The organism is Pseudomonas carassii, assembly GCF_036324045.1.
Classification (GTDB): domain Bacteria; phylum Pseudomonadota; class Gammaproteobacteria; order Pseudomonadales; family Pseudomonadaceae; genus Aquipseudomonas; species Aquipseudomonas peradeniyensis.
The window spans coordinates 39,008-56,823 of record NZ_JAZDCT010000013.1 but is presented as its reverse complement, the minus strand read 5'-3'; the positions used below and the strand labels follow the sequence as shown (position 1 = coordinate 56,823).

The 17,816-nt window shown below is 65.4% G+C and carries 14 protein-coding genes; 6 read left to right on the top strand and 8 right to left on the bottom strand.

Annotated features, from left to right (window positions below; all coding sequences use genetic code 11):
- Positions 1–42: 42 nt before the first annotated feature.
- From zapE to V0R62_RS11850, 7 genes are all read right to left on the bottom strand, one after another.
- Positions 43–1,116 carry a cell division protein ZapE gene (zapE, locus tag V0R62_RS11880; protein ID WP_330103862.1) on the bottom strand — a complete coding sequence of 358 codons (1,074 nt, stop codon included), beginning with the start codon at positions 1,114–1,116 and terminating at the stop codon, positions 43–45.
- A 106-nt stretch (positions 1,117–1,222) separates the two neighbouring features.
- The gene (locus V0R62_RS11875) at positions 1,223–1,465 is read right to left on the bottom strand and encodes a hypothetical protein (protein WP_050705088.1); all 243 of its coding nucleotides are present in this window, start codon (positions 1,463–1,465) and stop codon (positions 1,223–1,225) included.
- 180 nt (positions 1,466–1,645) lie between these two features.
- Positions 1,646–2,137 carry an HvfA family oxazolone/thioamide-modified RiPP metallophore gene (locus tag V0R62_RS11870; protein ID WP_330103861.1) on the bottom strand — a complete coding sequence of 164 codons (492 nt, stop codon included), beginning with the start codon at positions 2,135–2,137 and terminating at the stop codon, positions 1,646–1,648.
- Positions 2,138–2,304: 167 nt separating this feature from the next.
- Positions 2,305–2,871 carry a DUF4174 domain-containing protein gene (locus V0R62_RS11865; protein WP_330103860.1) on the bottom strand — a complete coding sequence of 189 codons (567 nt, stop codon included), beginning with the start codon at positions 2,869–2,871 and terminating at the stop codon, positions 2,305–2,307.
- 439 nt (positions 2,872–3,310) lie between these two features.
- The gene (locus V0R62_RS11860; RefSeq protein WP_330103859.1) at positions 3,311–7,753 is read right to left on the bottom strand and encodes an NEL-type E3 ubiquitin ligase domain-containing protein; all 4,443 of its coding nucleotides are present in this window, start codon (positions 7,751–7,753) and stop codon (positions 3,311–3,313) included.
- A 77-nt stretch (positions 7,754–7,830) separates the two neighbouring features.
- Positions 7,831–10,191, bottom strand: a complete 2,361-nt coding sequence (locus tag V0R62_RS11855) for a DNA polymerase II (protein ID WP_330103858.1) — start codon at positions 10,189–10,191, stop codon at positions 7,831–7,833.
- A gap of 226 nt (positions 10,192–10,417) precedes the next feature.
- Positions 10,418–11,623 carry an MFS transporter gene (locus V0R62_RS11850; protein ID WP_330103857.1) on the bottom strand — a complete coding sequence of 402 codons (1,206 nt, stop codon included), beginning with the start codon at positions 11,621–11,623 and terminating at the stop codon, positions 10,418–10,420.
- A gap of 114 nt (positions 11,624–11,737) precedes the next feature.
- Here V0R62_RS11850 and V0R62_RS11845 point away from each other — a divergent pair, with 114 nt between their 5' ends.
- A complete protein-coding gene (locus tag V0R62_RS11845; RefSeq protein WP_330103856.1) occupies positions 11,738–12,649 on the top strand; it encodes a LysR family transcriptional regulator in 912 nt (303 codons plus the stop codon).
- On the opposite strand, the gene V0R62_RS11840 is transcribed toward V0R62_RS11845, so the two are convergent.
- Positions 12,630–13,550 carry a LysR substrate-binding domain-containing protein gene (locus V0R62_RS11840; RefSeq protein WP_062573599.1) on the bottom strand — a complete coding sequence of 307 codons (921 nt, stop codon included), beginning with the start codon at positions 13,548–13,550 and terminating at the stop codon, positions 12,630–12,632. The genes V0R62_RS11845 and V0R62_RS11840 overlap by 20 nt on opposite strands.
- Before the next feature lie 189 nt (positions 13,551–13,739).
- Between V0R62_RS11840 and V0R62_RS11835 the strand changes: the two genes are divergently transcribed.
- From V0R62_RS11835 to V0R62_RS11815, 5 genes are all read left to right on the top strand, one after another.
- Positions 13,740–14,516, top strand: a complete 777-nt coding sequence (locus V0R62_RS11835) for a YqcI/YcgG family protein (protein ID WP_330103855.1) — start codon at positions 13,740–13,742, stop codon at positions 14,514–14,516.
- Between the two features lie 2 nt (positions 14,517–14,518).
- Positions 14,519–15,151, top strand: coding sequence for a LysE family translocator (locus tag V0R62_RS11830; protein ID WP_330103854.1), 633 nt, complete (start codon positions 14,519–14,521; stop codon positions 15,149–15,151).
- Between the two features lie 26 nt (positions 15,152–15,177).
- Complete coding sequence (locus V0R62_RS11825) at positions 15,178–16,278, top strand: hypothetical protein (protein ID WP_330103853.1); 1,101 nt, start codon at positions 15,178–15,180, stop codon at positions 16,276–16,278.
- A 91-nt stretch (positions 16,279–16,369) separates the two neighbouring features.
- On the top strand, positions 16,370–17,095 hold the full coding sequence (locus V0R62_RS11820) for a sel1 repeat family protein (RefSeq protein WP_330103852.1): 726 nt from the start codon (positions 16,370–16,372) through the stop codon (positions 17,093–17,095).
- Positions 17,096–17,223: 128 nt separating this feature from the next.
- Complete coding sequence (locus V0R62_RS11815) at positions 17,224–17,721, top strand: HvfX family Cu-binding RiPP maturation protein (RefSeq protein WP_330103851.1); 498 nt, start codon at positions 17,224–17,226, stop codon at positions 17,719–17,721.
- Positions 17,722–17,816: the final 95 nt, after the last annotated feature.

The following is a 17,816-nucleotide window of genomic DNA, read 5'->3' as shown; positions in this document are numbered from 1 at the left end:
GGGCTGTACATCATGTGGGAGTGGGTTTGTTGGTGCGCCGCGTCAGGTCGGACCTGCCTGGTGCAACTGCCCCAGGCGGCTGCGCGTACGCATCAGGTCGGCCAGCGCCCCACCCAGGCTCTGCTCCAGTGGCCGCTTTGCGATCACCGTCACCTGGCGATCCTGGTCATACAGCACATCCACCAGGTTGACGAAGCGCTGCTGCGCCGCCAGCGAGCATTCGGCCAGGTCGTCCAGGCCCTCGATGATCCAGTGGTCATAGCGTTCGGCCAGGGCCAGGTAGTCGATCACCGCGGTGGGTTGCTCGCAGAGGTCGTCGAAGGCAAACATTACCAGCCGTTCCTCGCAGGCCAGGGCGCGCAGCGGGCGCTTGTTGATCTCCAGCACGCGTGGCGAAGTTGTCGGCAGCGCCATCGCCTGACGCTGCTCCGGGGTGCCCGGCCAGACATAATGCCCCTGGGTAAACCGCTGATGCGCGCGGTTGGCCGGCAGGCTGCGAAAATCCGTGTCCCCGTCCACCTGCAGCACCTGCATGCGGCTGTTGATCAGGCGGATTACCGGCAGGAAGCGCTGGTGGTACAGCGGGTTGGGCAGCAGCCCCTCGGGGGCGTAATTGGAGGTGACCAGCAGGAACACGCCACGGGCGAACAGGGCATCGAACAGCCGGGTGAGCAGCATGGCGTCGCCGATGTCGTGGACGTGGAACTCGTCGAAACACAATACCCGGCAATCCCCCAGCAGCTCGTCGAGGGTCGCCTCCAGGGCATCGTCCAGCGCCCGATGGCGATGCATCCCCTGGTGCAGGCGGGCGAAGAAATCATGGAAGTGCAGGCGACGCTTGGCCGCCGTCGGCACGGCCTGGAAGAAACCATCGAGCAGCCAGCTCTTGCCGCGTCCGACCGCGCCGTGCAGGTACAGGCTGCGTGCCTGGCCCGTCGCAAGCACGGCCAGCTGCGTGGCCATCGCCGCGATCACCCGGCGTTGCCCGTCACTCAGGGTGTAGCCGCGTTCCGCCGCGCGGTCCTGGAAGTAGCTCGCAAGGGCGGTGTCCGCGGGTGGTTCGTGGCGCAGGCGCTGGCCAAGCAGGCGCAAGGGCGCGGGAATCCAGGTGGACAAGTGGCAGGCTCCTCGGGGCGGATCTGGGGCAGGGCGCAGCTTGCGCGACGCCGGGCATTTTGAGCAATCGAGAATCTGCCGGGCAATGATCTTGAAATGCGATAGGTCAGGCCTTGTGCTCCAGCTGACGCTCGATCATGTACTTGATCGCCAGGCGGCGCTCCTTGAGATGGCGCAGGTCGTCGTCCTGGAAGTTGCCCGCCGAGATCGATTCGGCGGCCAGCACCTGGTTGTCGATGTCCATGTACTCGTCGAGGAGGCGGTCGAGCTGCGGGTCGTGCTGGCGTCGCTGCTGGACGATCTCGCGGGGGTAGTGCAGGTCCTGGTAGAGGTCATGGGAAACGGGCATGGCGTCCTCCTTGTGATGCGCCGATGGGGTCTATCTGATTGGAAGGGAGGAATGCGATTGTGTTGAGGCGAGGCGGGGGAATTGCGACGAATGGTTGTCGAGGGGACTATCGCGGGGCAAGCCCCCCCCCCCCCCCCCCCCCCGGGGGGGGGGGGGGGCGGGCTGGCCCCGCGAGGCGCTTCAGGACTGGCCGGTCAGATGGCTGAACAGCCCGTCGGGCATGGCCTTGCCGTTGGCCTTGTAGATCGCCGCCAGGTGATCGTGGGCCTCCTGCTCGGAGATGAAGCCGTCGTGGTTGCGGTCGATCTTGTCGAAATCGGCCGCGCGGTCCTTGGCCACGGCCAGGAACTCCTCGCGGGAGACCTTGCCGTCGTGGTTGCTGTCGGTGCGGGCGAACGAGGCGTCGCCGCACTTGCCTTCACCGCACTTGCCCTCGGCTCCGGCCTTGGCGCTGGCGCCACACTTGCCTTCGCCGCATTTGCCTTCGCTCTGCGTGGCCTTGCCGCCGGCACCGCACTTGCCCTCGCCACACTTGCCCTCACCCGGGGTCTTGGCGGCGGCCAGCTGGTAGCCCTGGGCCAAGGGTTCTACCGCGAAGGCGCTGTTGCCCAGGACCATGCCGCCGAGCAGGGTGGCGCCGAGCAGGCCGAGGGTTTGACGGGTCGTTTTCATGGTGTCGCTCCACTGTGGTTGGAAAGTGGAGCCATTGAGCCGTAGCGGTGTGTCGCGGATGTATCGAGGCAGGCGATGTTTTGTATGCCAGTAGGTCGCGGCGAAGCGCAGATACACAGTGATACATGAACGGCCCCCTGATTGTGCAGAGGGCCGTGACAGAGCGGTCAGTCCTCCAGCGGCTTGGGCGGTGCGGCCGGCTTGGCTGGCTTGGCCTTGCTGTCCTTGGCTTTACTGTCCTTGGTCTTGGGCTCCTCGGGTGCGGCGGCGACGGGCTCGGGCGCGGTGACTGCCTTCTCGCTGGCCGGCAGTTCGTCGACCGCCTTGAAGATCACCTGCGGGTCGAGCTTCGCGCCGCTGTCGTCGTCCTTGAGCACATGGCGCTCGCCGTCCTTGCCCACCAGGATCACCTTGGTGCCCTTGCTCGCCCCCAGCTTGAGCTCGCGGATCAGGGCCATGGTGGTCTGCTGCTCGAGGTTCTTGTCCTCGCGCTTGCCCATCATGTTGGCGACGCTGTACAGCACCAGGCCGCGCTCCTTGAAGCCGGCCTGGGTGGCGGAGTCCTTCAGCGCCTCTTCCAGGCCGCGCAGGGTCGGGTCGGCGGAACTCGGGGCAATGACCACCAGGGGCCTGGCCTTGCCCAGTTCCTTGGCCAGGGGCGCGTCGCTGTCGGCGGCGTACAGAGGGCCGGCGACGGCGAGCAGGGTAGCGAGGGTCAGTGACCGGACGAGCATGGGCATCTCCTTATTCTCTCGATAAAACCAAAGACTGCGGATCAGGGAGAAAGATCCGACGCGCGGGAGCCTAAACCACCCGAGCAGGCCGGTGCTTGGGCTAAAGGTAACTTGCCATTACCGGATCCTTCCTGACTGGCCGTTGCCTCCCGGAAACCGTCTACGGCTGAGCTGAGCATAGTCCAATGCCCGCGCCCGTGAGGCGCTTCAATGCAGCGGCACCTGCCAGGTCCGGGCATTCCTGGCCAGGGCCTCGCGGGTCAGCGCCACCAGGGTGTCGGGGTCGGCCTGTTCGATGGCCAGCGTATCGATGTTGCTTGCTGCCCCTTTGGCACGGTGCCCATGTCGTTACTCCGGCTCGAAAAGGTCTACGAGCCTAACGGGCACCTCGGCGTGTCTGACGCTAACCTACTACCACCTTTGCGCAAATCCAGCCTGCTCAGGCCCTGTCCAGGGATATCGTCCTGGCCCGGCCCATGGCCTCGCGGGTCAACTGCAGCATCACCTCATGCTCTCGTTGCTGGTTGTCGATATGCAGGCGCGCGATCTCCTGCTCCCTGTCTCCCAGGTCCATGAGCCGTTGCAACTCTTCATGCAGGCCTGATGGCACCTTGAGCCGACGGGCATAGTTGGTCCGCAGGTAATCCTGCCAGAACGGCTGCCTGGCCAGGTACTGTGCCAGGCTGTCCGCCGATTGCGCGGCCATGACGGCGTGCGTGGCCTTGTGCAGGTCCCAGGGTTTGAGGTTGGGAATACCGAAATAGAGCATGTCATCCTGCTGGATCGGCAGGTCGAGCTTGCTGCGCAGGGCAATGCGATAGGCCAGTGCGAACTCGATCGACTCGCTGCTCGCGCCCGCCCGGAGCGCATGCTCCGCCGCGACCTGGTCCAGCACATTCATCCGCCAGAGCTGCCCGCCCAGGTGCAGCAGTGCGCGTTCCGGATGGCGCGCCAGTTCACTGTGGCGCGCACGCCACACCAGGACACGCAGTTCGAGGTCGGTGAAGCGAATGGTTGCGTTGTCCTGGCAATCGGTCACGGCCGCGTTGTCGAACAACTCCCGCTTGAGTACAGGGTCCCGGGCCATGAACTCGAACATGTCCAGCAGGCGGACCGCGAAGTTCCTGGCCAATGGTGCAGACTTGAAGTTGCCCGCCGAGGTCAATGCCGCCAGCGTGTTGAAGAAGTCGGCAGATCCCTGTTCCGTTTCCAGTTGAGTCCACAGGGCGGACATGTCGTCACGCCTGTTGGTCGACACCACATCCAGCCAGCGCAGACGGTAAGGCACGCGGCTGGCTTCCAGCCAATGCCATCGACTCAACGTTTCCGGAGCCGCGGCGAACAGGTTGCCGCGCAGGTTCACCCTGCCCACACGCCACAGTTGCGACTGATGAAAGTCCTCGGGAAACTCGTACAGCGCATTGTCCCTGAGATCCAGCGTGTGCAGCTCCGGGCTGTCCATGACGCCATAGGGAAAGGTGTCCAACTGGCTGGCTTGCAGATGCAAGGCGTTGAGCCTGGGCATGCCGAAGACCGAGAAGCTTCTGCCCAGTGGATTGAACGAAAGATTGAGGTACACCAGCGACTGGCAGCTAGCCAGGACCAAGGCTTGTCCCTCATCCAAGGCTATCTGGTTTCCCGACAGGTCAAGCACCTCCAACTGCCCGGTGAGGGTTTCCGGCAAGGGCAGGCGCTTGAGCCGACAGTGGGTGATCTCCAGGCTGCGCAAGTTGGGAAATGCCCGCAGAAAGTCATCCGGAATCGACTCCAGACGCATGTCATGCAGTCCGAGAATCGAAATATGGGGGAAGCTGACGGACGACGGGATGCTCGGCAGGCGCTGCAGACGACTGCGAACCTGGAACAACATGTAGCGCCGCTGTTCCTCCGGGCCGCCTTCCAGCTCCGGGACCAGCCAGCGCCAGCAGTCGATCAGGCCCTTGCGAAAGGCCCGCCGAGCCAACAGTTCGAATGTGGGAAATGCACCTCGAACCCACTGGTTCAGGTAATTGTTCAGTACGTTGTATTGTTGCTCCAACGCTTCCAGGCGCGCCTGTGCATCCTCTCCCGCGAGCCAGCGTCCGATCTGCTCGTCGCTGAAGGCCGGATAGAGGTCTCGCAGCCTCGCCTGCAGGGCCCTCGGTGGACGCTGGCCCATGGTCGCCCAGAACCTGCCGCCGCTCAGCGGATAGCCTACCCTGCCGTCCCCAAGCTGCAATGGAGACAAAAACGTACCGTGAGGCCGATCCGTACCCAGCCAGGTCGCGATCATGCTTCGAAGGCCTCGGGCATCCGCCGCCAGTCGTACTCGCAATGCAGCCGCATTCGCTTCGCCAAGACCGAGCAAGTTCAACTGCTCGGTTCCGTAGGCATTGGCCAGGCTGTCGAACAGCTCGCCCGGAGTCGCCGCAGGTCCAGCATCCGTGGTGCGACAGTTGAACACACCATTACAATAGATCAGGTCGACAGGCGTTCCACGCCCTGCAATCGTCAGCAGTGGCTGGTCGGCATCACCATCGAACAGCCGCCAGCCGGGCCTGCTCGCGGCGCCCGGCAAGCGTGCGAGCAGATGCAAGGCAACCCGCCCGAGATCAAGCGTCTGTGGCGTGTCGAATACCAACGCTTCAAGCACACGCGTCGAGCGGATACCCATGACCTGCGACCTGGCGGACTGGGCCATGGATAGGGGCACTCGGCGCGTCTCCAGCAGTGCCATCTGGTCATCGGCACTGGCTGTATGCCAGACTTCATCTGCCGCCAGGCGGTGCAGGCTGGCGAAGCTGCCACGCAGGATCGAGCTGGCTTCGGAGTCAGGAAATTCCGAGTCATACAGTTGCAGCAGCAGGGCACGGCGCTGGCGCCATATCACATCGGCCAGGGACTGATCATCCTGCCCCTGTGCCCCAGGCAGGGTTCGCGCGCGCCGTAACAGTGCGGTGTCGGCAATCACCGCACCACTGCGCAACTGCAGAACCAGTTCCCCGATGCGGCTGGCCAGCAGGATGCGACTGGCCGTGTCAGTCAATGCCGCATCCGGGCGGCGGCCATAGACATGCAAGCGCCGCAGGTGATCTTCTTGCAAATCGTGAATGGCCATGACGTGGTCGATCTGTTGCTCATCGAGCGAACTGAACGGCCTGCCCAGCCGGCGAAACATCATATGCGAACCGCTCCACTCGGCCGGTTGCTCGTGCCAGAGCCGCCAAGCCCCCGCGCCATTGTGACGCAGTTGCGGGCGGTGCCCCCTATAAGGCAATAGCCGCCAAGGCTCGTCAGCACGATCCTGATCGACCTGGTACCAGTGCCCCTGCATCTCGATCCAGCAATTCGCTCGATGCCGGTGGATACCCTGTTCGTCGATGACCGCGTCACTCGGCGGCCCTTCGACGCGATAGGGCTGCAGGTCACCGTTCCACAGTTTTTCACTGCCATCGTCCAGCCGTGCCGAGACCAAACGGTCCACTTTGCTCCAGCCGCGGCGAACCACGGTGACGGTTGCGGCAGTCGCCGCCAGCATCACCACGCCCTTGCTAACGTTCAACCAGTGTTCGAGGGCGGCATCACGCTCGTCGTCGCGCCAGTCGTCGATGGCTTGAAAGGACTCACGCAACAACTCGTAGACCATCAGCGCCGCCAGCGCCGCGCCAAGCAATGGCACGAACAGTCCGGCCACGGTCAGCAACATCCAGCCTTCGGCCCGCAGGCGCCTGTCGTGTTCGGCCTGTACCTGGCGGTCCAGCTGGGCCACGGGCGGGGCGATCATCGCAGCGTCATCCTTGATCTGTGCAATCCAGGCGTCCGCCAGATGATCGAACAGCGGCAGCTGGTAGCCTGTGGTCTGCTCATCGAGATCGCGGGTCGCCCAGTCCGCCACGTCGTCCAAGCGCTCGCTGAGCGCCTTAAACACCCGGTGGCTGTCGCGACGGCGCACGAAACGGCTAAAGAAACGACGGTAATCATCCTTGCGCAGCCGCTGCCCCAGCACGCGCCGCGCATACTCCTCAAGATCGTCACTGGCGCTCCAGGCGCCCTGTGGATCGCCCGGCACGTACACCAGCACTCGCTTGCTGGAATTTAAGACCCACCCTGCATCTATGACATCCAGTACAACGACGCGCTGCACCGGGCCCCCGAAGATCTTCAGTTGCCTTGCATGAACCGGGGCGCCATCAAGCCTGCCAAGCTGATCGTCGCGGCACAGCCCGATCACCAGTTGCAGCTCGGCCTCGCTGAGCACGCCCTGCACCTTGGCCTGCAAGGCATCGGCAAGCATGCTGCTGCGCAGGAACTGCGCCAGCAGTGTCTTGACACTGTGGGCGCCTGTGCCGGCGAGCAGAATCGAATCCAGGTGATCCTGATACTGCTTCCCCATGTCGAGCGCTCGACACAGCCTGGCCAAGGTCACCGCGGATAGACCCACCTGACGAACACCCTTGCCATCTACCACGGCATTGCGCCGAGGTTGCTGTCGACACTCAGATTCAGGGAAGTTGTAGAGCGCGGCCTCCAGCAACGGCAAATCGTAGTAGTCACTGTCCGGAACGAGCACACGACCTGCCAGGTAGCTGACCGTGTTTGCCTCATAGACATACCAGCGCCGAAAGTACATCGCCCCGGGATCAAGGTTGCCGTGAGCTTTGAGCGCCTGTTGCAACAAGGGCTTGGCGAAGACATCGATATTGCTGATCCGGGCAAAAGCGGCCGAAAGTTTTTGCTCGCAGTCCAGGATACTGCGCAGGGCATCACTGAACAGCGTGAACTCGGCCTCGCTCAACCGCGTGACCCACTCAGGCAGACGCTTGACGATCAGTTGATCCTGGTAGGCCTGGGCCACCGCCAGGGTATCGACTGCAACCGATGGCTGCTGGTTACTGCTCCGCATGCTGACCTCCGTAGTGCATGGAGGCCCGAGGCTAGGCAAAGCCAGGCGGTAGCAATGATTAGATAACTACCACCCGCTCAGAACAGCAGCAGTTGGCGATCTATCAGGCGGGTAAAGTCGTCGTTGACGAACGGCAGGATGGCATCGGCCACCGGCTGCAGCTGGCGACTCAGGTAATGCTGATAGTCGATTGGCGCCTGCAGGTCCTCCAACGGTTGCGGGCCGGCGGTGGTGATCAGGTAGCTGATCCAGCCGCCACGCTGGTACTGCAAGGGCCGACCGAGACGGCTGTTGTACTCATCCGCCAGCCTTGCCGCACGCACATGCGGCGGGACGTTACGCTGGTAGTCGGCCAACGGCCTGCGCAGGCGCTTGCGGTAGATCAGCAGTTCATCCTGTTCACCGGCGAGGGTGCGTTCGACGTAGCCGCGCACATAGTCGCGGTAAGGCTGGCCCCGGAACACACGGCCATAGAGTTCCTGCTGGAACTGGCGGGCCAGCGGCGACCAGTCGGTGCGCACCGATTCCAGGCCCTTATAGACCATCTCCTCACTGCCGTCGGCACGACGCACCAGGCCGGCATAGCGTTTCTTGCTGCCCTCGTCGGTGCCGCGGATGGTCGGCATGAGAAAACGCCGGTAGTGGGTTTCGTACTGCAACTCCAGGGCACTCTCCAGGCCGTGGGTATCGGCCAGGTGCTGCTGCCACCACTGGTTGACCTCGGCCACCAACTTACGGCCAATACGCGCGGCGGCGTCCTCGTCGTGGGCGCCCTTGAGCCAGACGAAGGTGGAGTCGGTGTCGCCGTAGATCACATCAAAGCCCCGCGCCTCGATCAGCGCTCGGGTCTGGCGCATGATCTGGTGCCCGCGCATGGTGATCGACGATGCCAGACGCGGATCGAAGAAACGGCAGCCACTGGAGCCGAGCACACCGTAGAAGGCGTTCATGATGATTTTCAGCGCCTGCGAAAGCGGGGCGTTACCCGCGCGCTTGGCCGCCTCGCGCCCCTGCCAGACGCGCTCGACGATGGTCGGCAGGCAGTGCTGGCTGCGCGAAAAACGTCCACCGCGAAAACCCTCCACCGAATGCGCGTCGTCCGGCTGGCGCAGGCCCTCGATCAGGCCAACCGGGTCGATGAGGAAGGTGCGGATGATCGAGGGGTACAGGCTCTTGTAGTCGAGCACCAGCACCGAGTCGTACAGCCCGGGCCGCGAGTCCATGACGAAACCGCCCGGGCTGGCCTCGCCCTCGCCGCCAACGAGGTTCGGCGCGACATAGCCCAGGCGGTGCATGTGCGGGATGTACAGGTGGCAGAACGCGGCCACCGAGCCGCCGCTGCGGTCCACGGCCAGGCCGGTGACCGAGGCGCGCTCGAGGAGGAACTCGAGCAAGCGGGTATGGGCGAAGATCCGCGTCACCAGCTCGCAGTCCTTGAGGTTGTAGCGGGCCAGGGCCGGCTTGTCCTCGGCGAAGCGGCGGTTGATCTCGTCCATGCGCTGGTAAGGCGTGTCGATGGCCTTGCCCTCGCCCAGCAACTGCTGTGCGACGCTCTCCAGGCTGAACGAGGGGAAGCTCCAGGTCGCCGAGCGCAGGGCCTCGATGCCGTCGATCAGCAACCGGCCCGGGGCCTCGGCGAAGAAGTGGCTGCGGCTGCCGTGCTCGCGCAGGTGCATCGGCGCGCCGTCACGGCCCAGGCACAGCGGCACGTTCAGGCGCTGGGCATGCTCGTGCAGCAGGCGCAGGTCGAACTGCACCAGGTTCCAGCCGATGATTGCGTCGGGGTCGTGGCGGGCCAGCCACTGGTTGAGGCAGACGATCAGCTCGGCGCGGTCGGCGCAGTAGTGCAGGTCGAAGTCCAGCTCGTCCGCCTCGCCATTGGCCGGACCGAGCATGTAGACCTGGCGCTGGCCGCAGCCTTCCAGGGCGATGCTGTACAGCTCGCCGCGCTCGCTGGTCTCGATGTCCAGCGACACCAGGCGCAACGGCGGGCGGTAGTCCGGATCGGGCTTGAGCTGGGCATCGTGCAGGACACCCTGGCTGTCGGGGCGGCCATCGAAACGCACCGGGGCGGTGATGAAGCGCTCCATCAGGTAGCGTTCCGGGGGGCGGATGTCGGCTTCGAACACCTCGACACCGGCAGCGCGCAGGCGCTTTTCCAGGGCCATCAGCTGGCGGTGCTGGCGGCAGTACAGGCCCATCACCGGACGCAGGTCAAAGTCACGCAGTTGCAGCGGCTTGAGCTCGACGCCCTGCTCGTCGGCCAGCAGCGCCTGGGCGTGGGCGGCCTGGGCGGCGGGAATGAACGCTACCGAGGGCTGGGCGGCCAGGCGCAGGCGCCGTGGGCCCTGGTCGGTGGCCAGCCAGAACTCCACGCAGGTGCCTTCGGGCGTGTCATGCCAGTGGCGGGTCAGGACGAAGCCTTGTTGCAACGGCACTGCGGGGACCTCGGATCGGTTCATTTCTCACATGGGCGGATTGTACCGTTCCTCTTGGCATAAAGGGGTGTTTGCAGGTCTGGCCCTGTCCCTTGTAGGAGCGGCCTTGTGCCGCGAAAGGGCTGCGTAGCAGCCCCAGGATCTCAGTGTTGATGGAAGATCGCCGGGGCCGCTTCGCGGCCCTGTCGCGACACAAGGCCGCTCCTACACGCTTGCGTCCCCTGGGCTAACGTGCGCCCGCCATGAAACCGGCCCGCCGTCCGCTGACCACCAGCAGCCACGCCAGCGCCAACAGTCCCAGCACCACCGTGCCAAACGACCCGACCCCGGCACCGACCAACAGCAGCCCGCCAACAACCCCGCCCAGGGCGATCGCGCTGTTCCACACCGTCACCAGCATCGACTGCGCCACATCGCCGCCCTCTCCCGCCGCATCGGCGCAGGCGGTCTGCAACAGGGTCGGCGCACCACCGTAGGTCATGCCCCACAGCGCCACGCTGACATGCACCAGCCAGGCAGTACCCTGCGCCTGCCCCAAGGCCAAGGTCGCCAAGGCGAACCCGGCCAGGCACAGCAACACCAGCCCGCGCAGATGACGGTCGACACCCAAGCCCACCAGCACGATGCCGGCCAGCGAGGCCAGGCCGAAGGTCATCAGCACCTGGCCCACCTCGGCCGCCATGCCCGCCGCCGCCAGCAGCGGCACGATGTAGGTATAGAGGATGTTATGCCCGAGGATCCACGCCAGGATCACCAGCAACACCCGCGCCACGCCCGGCGTGCGCAGCACCGCCAGCGCCGCGGGGCGCTTGCCGGCGGCCTGGCCGGGGAAATCCGGCACCGCCCGCACCACCCAGACGGTCAGCAGCAACGCCGCGACCGTGACCACCACGAAGGCCGCGCGCCAGCCCAGCCAGGCGCCGAGCCAGGTGCCAATGGGCAGGCCCAGTGACAGCGCAATAGGTTGCCCGAGCATCGCCACCGCCATGGCCCTGCCCTGCTGGGCCGGCGCCACCATGCGCCGCGCATGGCCGGCGATCAGGCCCCAGGCCAGGCCGGCGGCGGCACCGGTGAGAAAGCGCAGGCACAGGGTGAGGGTATTGTCCGGCGATACGGCGGTCAGCCCGTTGAACAGCACGAACCCGGCGATCGCCAGCAGCAGCGCGCGGCGACGCCACCAGCCCTGGGTCAGGGTCACCAGTGGAATGGCGGTGAGCAGCGAACCCAGGGCGTAGGCCGTGACCCACTGCCCGGCCATGGCGTGGCTGATCTGCATGCCGTCGGCGATCTGATCGAGCAGGCCGGCCGGCAGGGTTTCGCTGAGGATGGCGATGAAACCGGTCAGGGCCAGGGCCAGCAGGCCGCTCAGGGGCAGGCGCGTGACGCTGGTGGGGGATGCGGCGACGCTCGCGGTCGGGGAAGGTGAATGCATGGTTGTCTCCGGCTATCGATCAAGGCAGGCATGGTGCGCTGCTGGGGCATTACGGAAAAAGCCGGGTACAATTCCACTCAGTCAGGACATTAATGTCCGCAATCGGAGCGCAGCATGGATAGCCTCAGCGGCTTCATGGTCTTCAACCGGGTCGCCGAGACCCGTAGTTTCGTCGCCGCCGGCCAGTCGCTGGGGATCAGCGCCTCCGCCGTGGGCAAGCGCGTGGCGCGATTGGAGGAACGCCTGGGCGTGCGCCTGTTCCACCGCAGCACGCGCAGCATCACCCTGACTGCCGAGGGCACGCTGTTCCTCGAACGCAGCCGGCGTATCCTCGCCGAGATCGAAGCCACCGAGCAGGAACTGTCCCAGGCCAGTGGCGCGCCCCGCGGGCGCTTGCGGGTAAGCCTGCCGCAGGTGACCGGGCTGGTGATGCCGGCGCTGGCCGAGTTCATGGCGCGCTATCCCGAGATCGAACTGGACCTGGACTTCAGCGATCGCATGGTGGACATCGTCGGCGAAGGCTTCGACGTGGTGATGCGCGGCGGCCAGCCGCTGGACTCGCGGCTCAACGCCAAGTTCCTCGGGCACTTCCAGCATCGCCTGGTGGCGTCCCCGGAGTACCTGCGCGAGCGCGGCACGCCGCAGCATCCCCGCGAGCTTGTCGAGCACAGCTGCCTGCACTACCGCTTCCCCAGCAGCGGCAAGCTGGAAACCTGGCCGTTGCGCCGGGAGCACCCCGAGCAGGACTACGCGATTCCCATCTCGATGGTCTGCAACCATGTCGAGACGCGCATCTGCTTCGCCCTCAACCACCGTGGCATCACCTGCCTGCCTGACTTCAGCGTGCGCAAGGAACTGGCGGCCGGCAGCCTGATGAGCGTGCTCGACAGCTTCATGGAGCGGCGCGGCAGCTTCTACCTGCTGTGGCCATCGGGTCGGCAGATGCCGCCCAAGCTGCGGGTGTTCATCGACTTCATGCTCGAACGCGTGCTGCCCGCCACCGACCTCAGCCGTACAGGTAGCTGATGTCCTTGTGCGACAGCGGCGGAACCTGCGCCACCAGGTAGTCGCGCAGCTTGTGCATCTGGTGGGCCTTGGGGCTGGCCTTGAGCCAGGTCATGTAGTAGCCGTCGCCGGTGGCCACCGCGTGGGGGAACGGCGTGACCAGGTTGCCCGCGGCCAGGTCGGCGCTGGCCAGCACCAAGTCGACCACCGAGATACCCAGCCCCTGCTGCGCCGCCGAGATGCCCTGGTCGAGGGTGTCGAACACCTGGCCCTGGTCGATGCTGATGTCCAGCGCGTCCATGCGCGCCAGCCAGCGCCGCCAGTCACGCCGGTCCGGCGAGGGGTGGAGGAACTCGCAGCTGGAGAGCACCGACAGCTCCGGCCGGGCCTGCTCGAGGTAGCTTGGGTGACACACCGGGATCAGCCATTCATCGAACAGCTTCAGACTCTCCACATCCGCCGGGAAGCGCCCGTTGCCGAGCAGGATGGCGCAGTCATAGGGTTCGGAATAGAAGTCCACCGCATCGATGTCCATCCACACGCTGGACAACTGCACCGAGCAGCTGTTGTCGACCCGCTTGAAGCCGTCCAGGGCCCTGAGCAGCCAGCGCACGGTGAGCGTGGACGGCGCCTTGAGGCGCACGCCGTAGCGGTCCTGGCGCAGCAGCGCGCAGGCATTCTCGATGATCTTGAAGCCGACCTTGAGTTCCTGGGCCAGCAGCCGGCCGTGCTCGGTCAGGCGCAGCTTGGGGCCGCGGCGCTCGAACAGGTCGCAGCCGAACAGGGCTTCGAGGGTCTTGATGTGATGGCTGACCGCGCCCTGGGTCAGGGCCAGTTCCTGGGCCGCGCGGGTGAAGGAGCCGTAACGCGAGGCCACTTCGAAGGCGCGCAGGGCGTGCAAGGCTTGAATCCGTTCCGACATGGCGCCTTCCAGAGCATGAGTGAAGCTAATAGTAGGTCATAGATCCAGGCGTTTTACAACGCGGGAACCATCTCGGAAAATGCCGGTAAATAACAATTAAATATAGCAAACCTGCTGAGATGTAACGAAAACGATCTATTGAACGAGAAGTCCTACTAAACACTGCATACGGATATGCCTGGGGAAATCATGTTTACGGGTTATGGAAACTGCTACCGCCTGGATGCGCTGGAGCTCGCCGATGAACATGTCCAGAACCGCCACCACTGGACGCACAAGACCATAGAACACTTCAAGGAAACCCTCGCCAACCCCGACTTCCCGTGCCTGTTCGGGCGCAAGGCGGTCAACGCGCGCACCTGCCATATCGTCTTCGCCCGTGCCGAACGGCTGGCCGACGATATCGCCCTGGGCCTGGGCGACTACATCCGCACCATCGAACCGATTCCGCTCAAGCAGCGCATCGGCAACCCATTGCTGGTGTTCCTCGAGACGGCGCCCGACACCACACTGCAGGCGCAACAGGCACTGGCCTGGGATGTGCTGAACCAGGTCCATGCGCGCGACCCGCAACCCTGGCCCGAGGAAGTACCGCAGGACCCGCACGACACGCGCTGGTCGTTCTGCTTCGCCGGCATGCCGCTGTTCATCAACATGAGCTTCCCCGCCCACCGCTTGATGAAAAGCCGCAACCTGGGCCGGCACATCGCCTTCGTCATCAACCCGCGGGAAAGCTTCGACGAGGTCGCCAGCGCCAGCACCGAAAGCGGCCAGCGCATCCGTGCACGCATCCGCGATCGGGTGCGCCACTACAACGACGGCGTCATGCCCGACACCCTGGGCTTCTTCGGCCAGGACGACAACTTCGAATGGAAGCAGTACCAACTGCAGGAGCCCGGTTCGCCGAGCCCGGCGCGCTGCCCGTTCCATGCCCACGCAACCGCTGCAACCCTCACCGAGAACTGATCGTGAATACCGCACTGACCGCCACCTACGCCCTCACCGTCCTGCTGCTGATCGCCACGCCCGGCCCGGTGGTGGCCCTGATCGTCAACACCGCCGCCGCCTCGGGCTCGCGCAAGGCCCTGTTCACCGCGGTCGGCACCAATTGGGCGTCGCTCGTGCTGATCGGCGCGGCCGCCTGGATCATCCTCACCAGCGCGGCCATCGACAAGGCCTGGCTCAGCGCCATGAGCCTCTTGGGCTGCCTGTTCATCGGCTACATCGCCCTGGGCACCCTGCGCGAGGTGCTGCAGGCGCCGGCCGACAGCGCCCCGCAGGCCCCGGCCAGCACGCAAGCGGGCCGCGGTGGCCTGCTGCAGGGCTTCATGGTCGGCATCTCCAACCCTAAGGACATCATCTTCTTCATCGCCTTCTTCCCGCAGTTCATCCAGATCACCGAGTCGTTCGGCAAGAGCATGGTGGTGCTGTCACTTTTGTGGATCGCCATCGATTTCGCCGTGCTCAGCCTGTACATCTTCGCCATCGGCAAGATCGCCTCGCCGCGCAGCAACCGCCTGATCAGCCTGGCCTCGGGCGTCGCCCTGCTGCTGATCGCCGCCGCCGGCCTGGCCTACAACCTCAAGGAGCTGGCCGCCTGAGCCAAGCCCGACAAGAAGGAGCGCCCATGACCCCGATCGACCCCGCCGCCACCGGCAGCATGGGCGCACCCGACCCCCTGGCGCAGGATTACCAGCGTTTCCTGCAACTGGGCAGCCGCCGCGCACCGCACACGCTGTATGTGCACGAGCGTGGCTATCGCTCCAGCACCATCAACACCGACGCCCTGGGCATGCGCTACAGCCATTGCGCCGGCAAACGCTTCTCGGTGGCCGAACGCGGTGGCGCGGCGCGGGTCAACCTGCTGGTCGGCGGTTCCACCGCCATGGGCATCGGCGCCAGCTCCGACGAGCACACCGTGGCCTCGTACCTGTCGGTGCTGACCGGCGAGATCTGGTTGAGCCTCTCAGGCTGCGGCCTGAACGCCACCCAGGAGCTGCTGATGTTCCTCACCCACCAGCACCGTTTCGGCCAGATCGGCCACGTGGTGGTGCTCAGCGGCCTGAACACGCTGGCCCAGGAGGCCCTTGCCGAGGCACTCGCCGGTGCGCAGGACCCACACCGGGCGCAGGCCTACCAGGACTTTCTCAATCGTTTCAACGAAGGCGTGCAAGCGCCCGGAGAGGCTCGCCGCGAGTCGTTCTGGCAACGCCTGGGCCAGCTCTTGGCGCCAGCCCGGGAAACACACTGGCCGCAAGTGGAGCCGCTATCAAGCCCGGACAAACGCCTGATCCGCGCCGCCGATGCCGTGGGCCGTACCCTGCGCCAGTGGGACCGCCTGCTGGCCGACGGCCACACCACCCTCACCTTCATCCTGCAGCCGCTGCTGCCATGGTGCCGCGAGACCGTGCCCAAGGCGGAACAGGCCGTGCTCGCCAAGCTCGAGCGCCAGCCGTCGAACTTCGACCGCCTGCTCGGCGACACCTTCGACAGCCTGCTGCACATGGCCTTCTTCCGCCGCATCAAGAGCCAGGCCGACCCGGTACCCTGCTACGACATGAACAGCATGCTCAGCAGCTCGCCGGTGTTCGCCGAGCACCTGTTCGTCGACCGCCTGCATTTCAACGACCTTGGCAACAACGCGCTGGCCAAGGTGATCACCGCCAAGCTGGGGCTGGCCCAGGAAAGACAGGCCCTGCGCAAGGTCGCACCGATCAAGCTGGTCTGATGACCGGACGCCGGGCTTCCGGGAAAGGCACGCGGATGGATAGAATAGGCCGTCGTCGCTCCTGATTCGCCCGAGGCACCGTGTAACTGCCATGACCATTCCTGCCGTCCCCTCGCTTCTGGCCCATCCCCGCGCCCGCCTGGCCGCGTCGCTGTCGTTGCTGCTGGCCACCACAGGCGCCCAGGCCCTGGACGTGAACATCGACCCCCATGCCGACCTGCTCTATCGCCAGGCGCTGCCACTGCTGGAACAGGCCGACAACCAGGACGACAACGCCGGTCCGCTGCGCACCGCCAATGGCGACCCCGAGCTCAGCCGCCAGGGCCAGGCGATGGCACACACGCTGCCCACGGCGGTGGCCCTGCTGAAAAAGTCGGTGGAACTCGGCCACCCGGTAGCCCAGTACCGCCTGGCGCTGTACTACACCACCTATCTGCCGGCAGGACAGATCGCCGAGGCCGCCTGTCCGTTGCTGGAGGCCAGCCTCAAGCAAGGCTTCGCCCCGCCTGCGCTGGCCATCGCCCACTGGTGTTCGCCCTACAATGCCAGCCCCGCCTACCGCGAGGCCCTGGAGGCGGTCCCCAGCATGGCCACCCTGTACGCCGCCTACTACCCCCAGCCAGCCACCCGCTTGGCGTGCACCCGCACCCGCCCGCAGGGCCTGCAAATGCAATGGGGGCGCCAACGCGACTACCAGGCCGAGATCTACCGGCTGCTCGGTGAGCTTGATCCGCGCCAGCGCCAGGCCTTCCTGCAGAAGGCGGTGGACATCAACGGCTGCGCGGCGGCGCAACAGCGCCTGACCAGCAATCGCTGAGCATCGCTACACAGCGATACATAAATCCGCCGCCCCCGACACACTGCCGATACCCCCGCCCTACACACTCCCGGCCACAACAGCGCAACGGCACCCCGCCGTTGCCGCCTACACCGGGAAGCCTGCCCATGAAAGCCCTGCCACTGTTTGCTGAATGGAAGCTGTTCAACGCCCTCGACCACACCGGCAACTGGAGCGCCGACCTGCCGCTGCGCCTGTTCCTGGCCTGGGAGTTCTTCGAATCGGGCCTGGAGAAGTTCAACGGCGCCAACTGGTTTGCCGACCTGCAAGGCAGTTTTCCGTTCCCGTTCAACCTGCTGCCGGCGGACCTCAACTGGCAGCTGTCGATGTGGGCCGAATTGATCTGCCCGCTGCTCCTGCTGCTGGGGCTCGGTACCCGGCTGGCCTCGGCGGTGCTGATGGTGGTGACGGTGGTGGCGATTGCCGCGGTGCACTGGCCGAGTCAGTGGTCGAGCCTGGCGGAACTGGGACGGGGGTATGTGATCACCGACCAGGGTTTTGGCAACTTCAAGCTGCCGCTGATCTACCTGGTGGCGTTGGTGCCGTTGCTGTTGAAAGGGGCTGGACGGTTGAGCCTGGATCACTGGCTGCGCAGACACCTGTAGGAGCGGCCTTGTGTCGCGAAAGGGCCGCGCAGCGGCCCCAGATTTCAGCATTTATGCAAAAATCGCCGGGGCTGCTACGCAGCCCTTTCGCGACA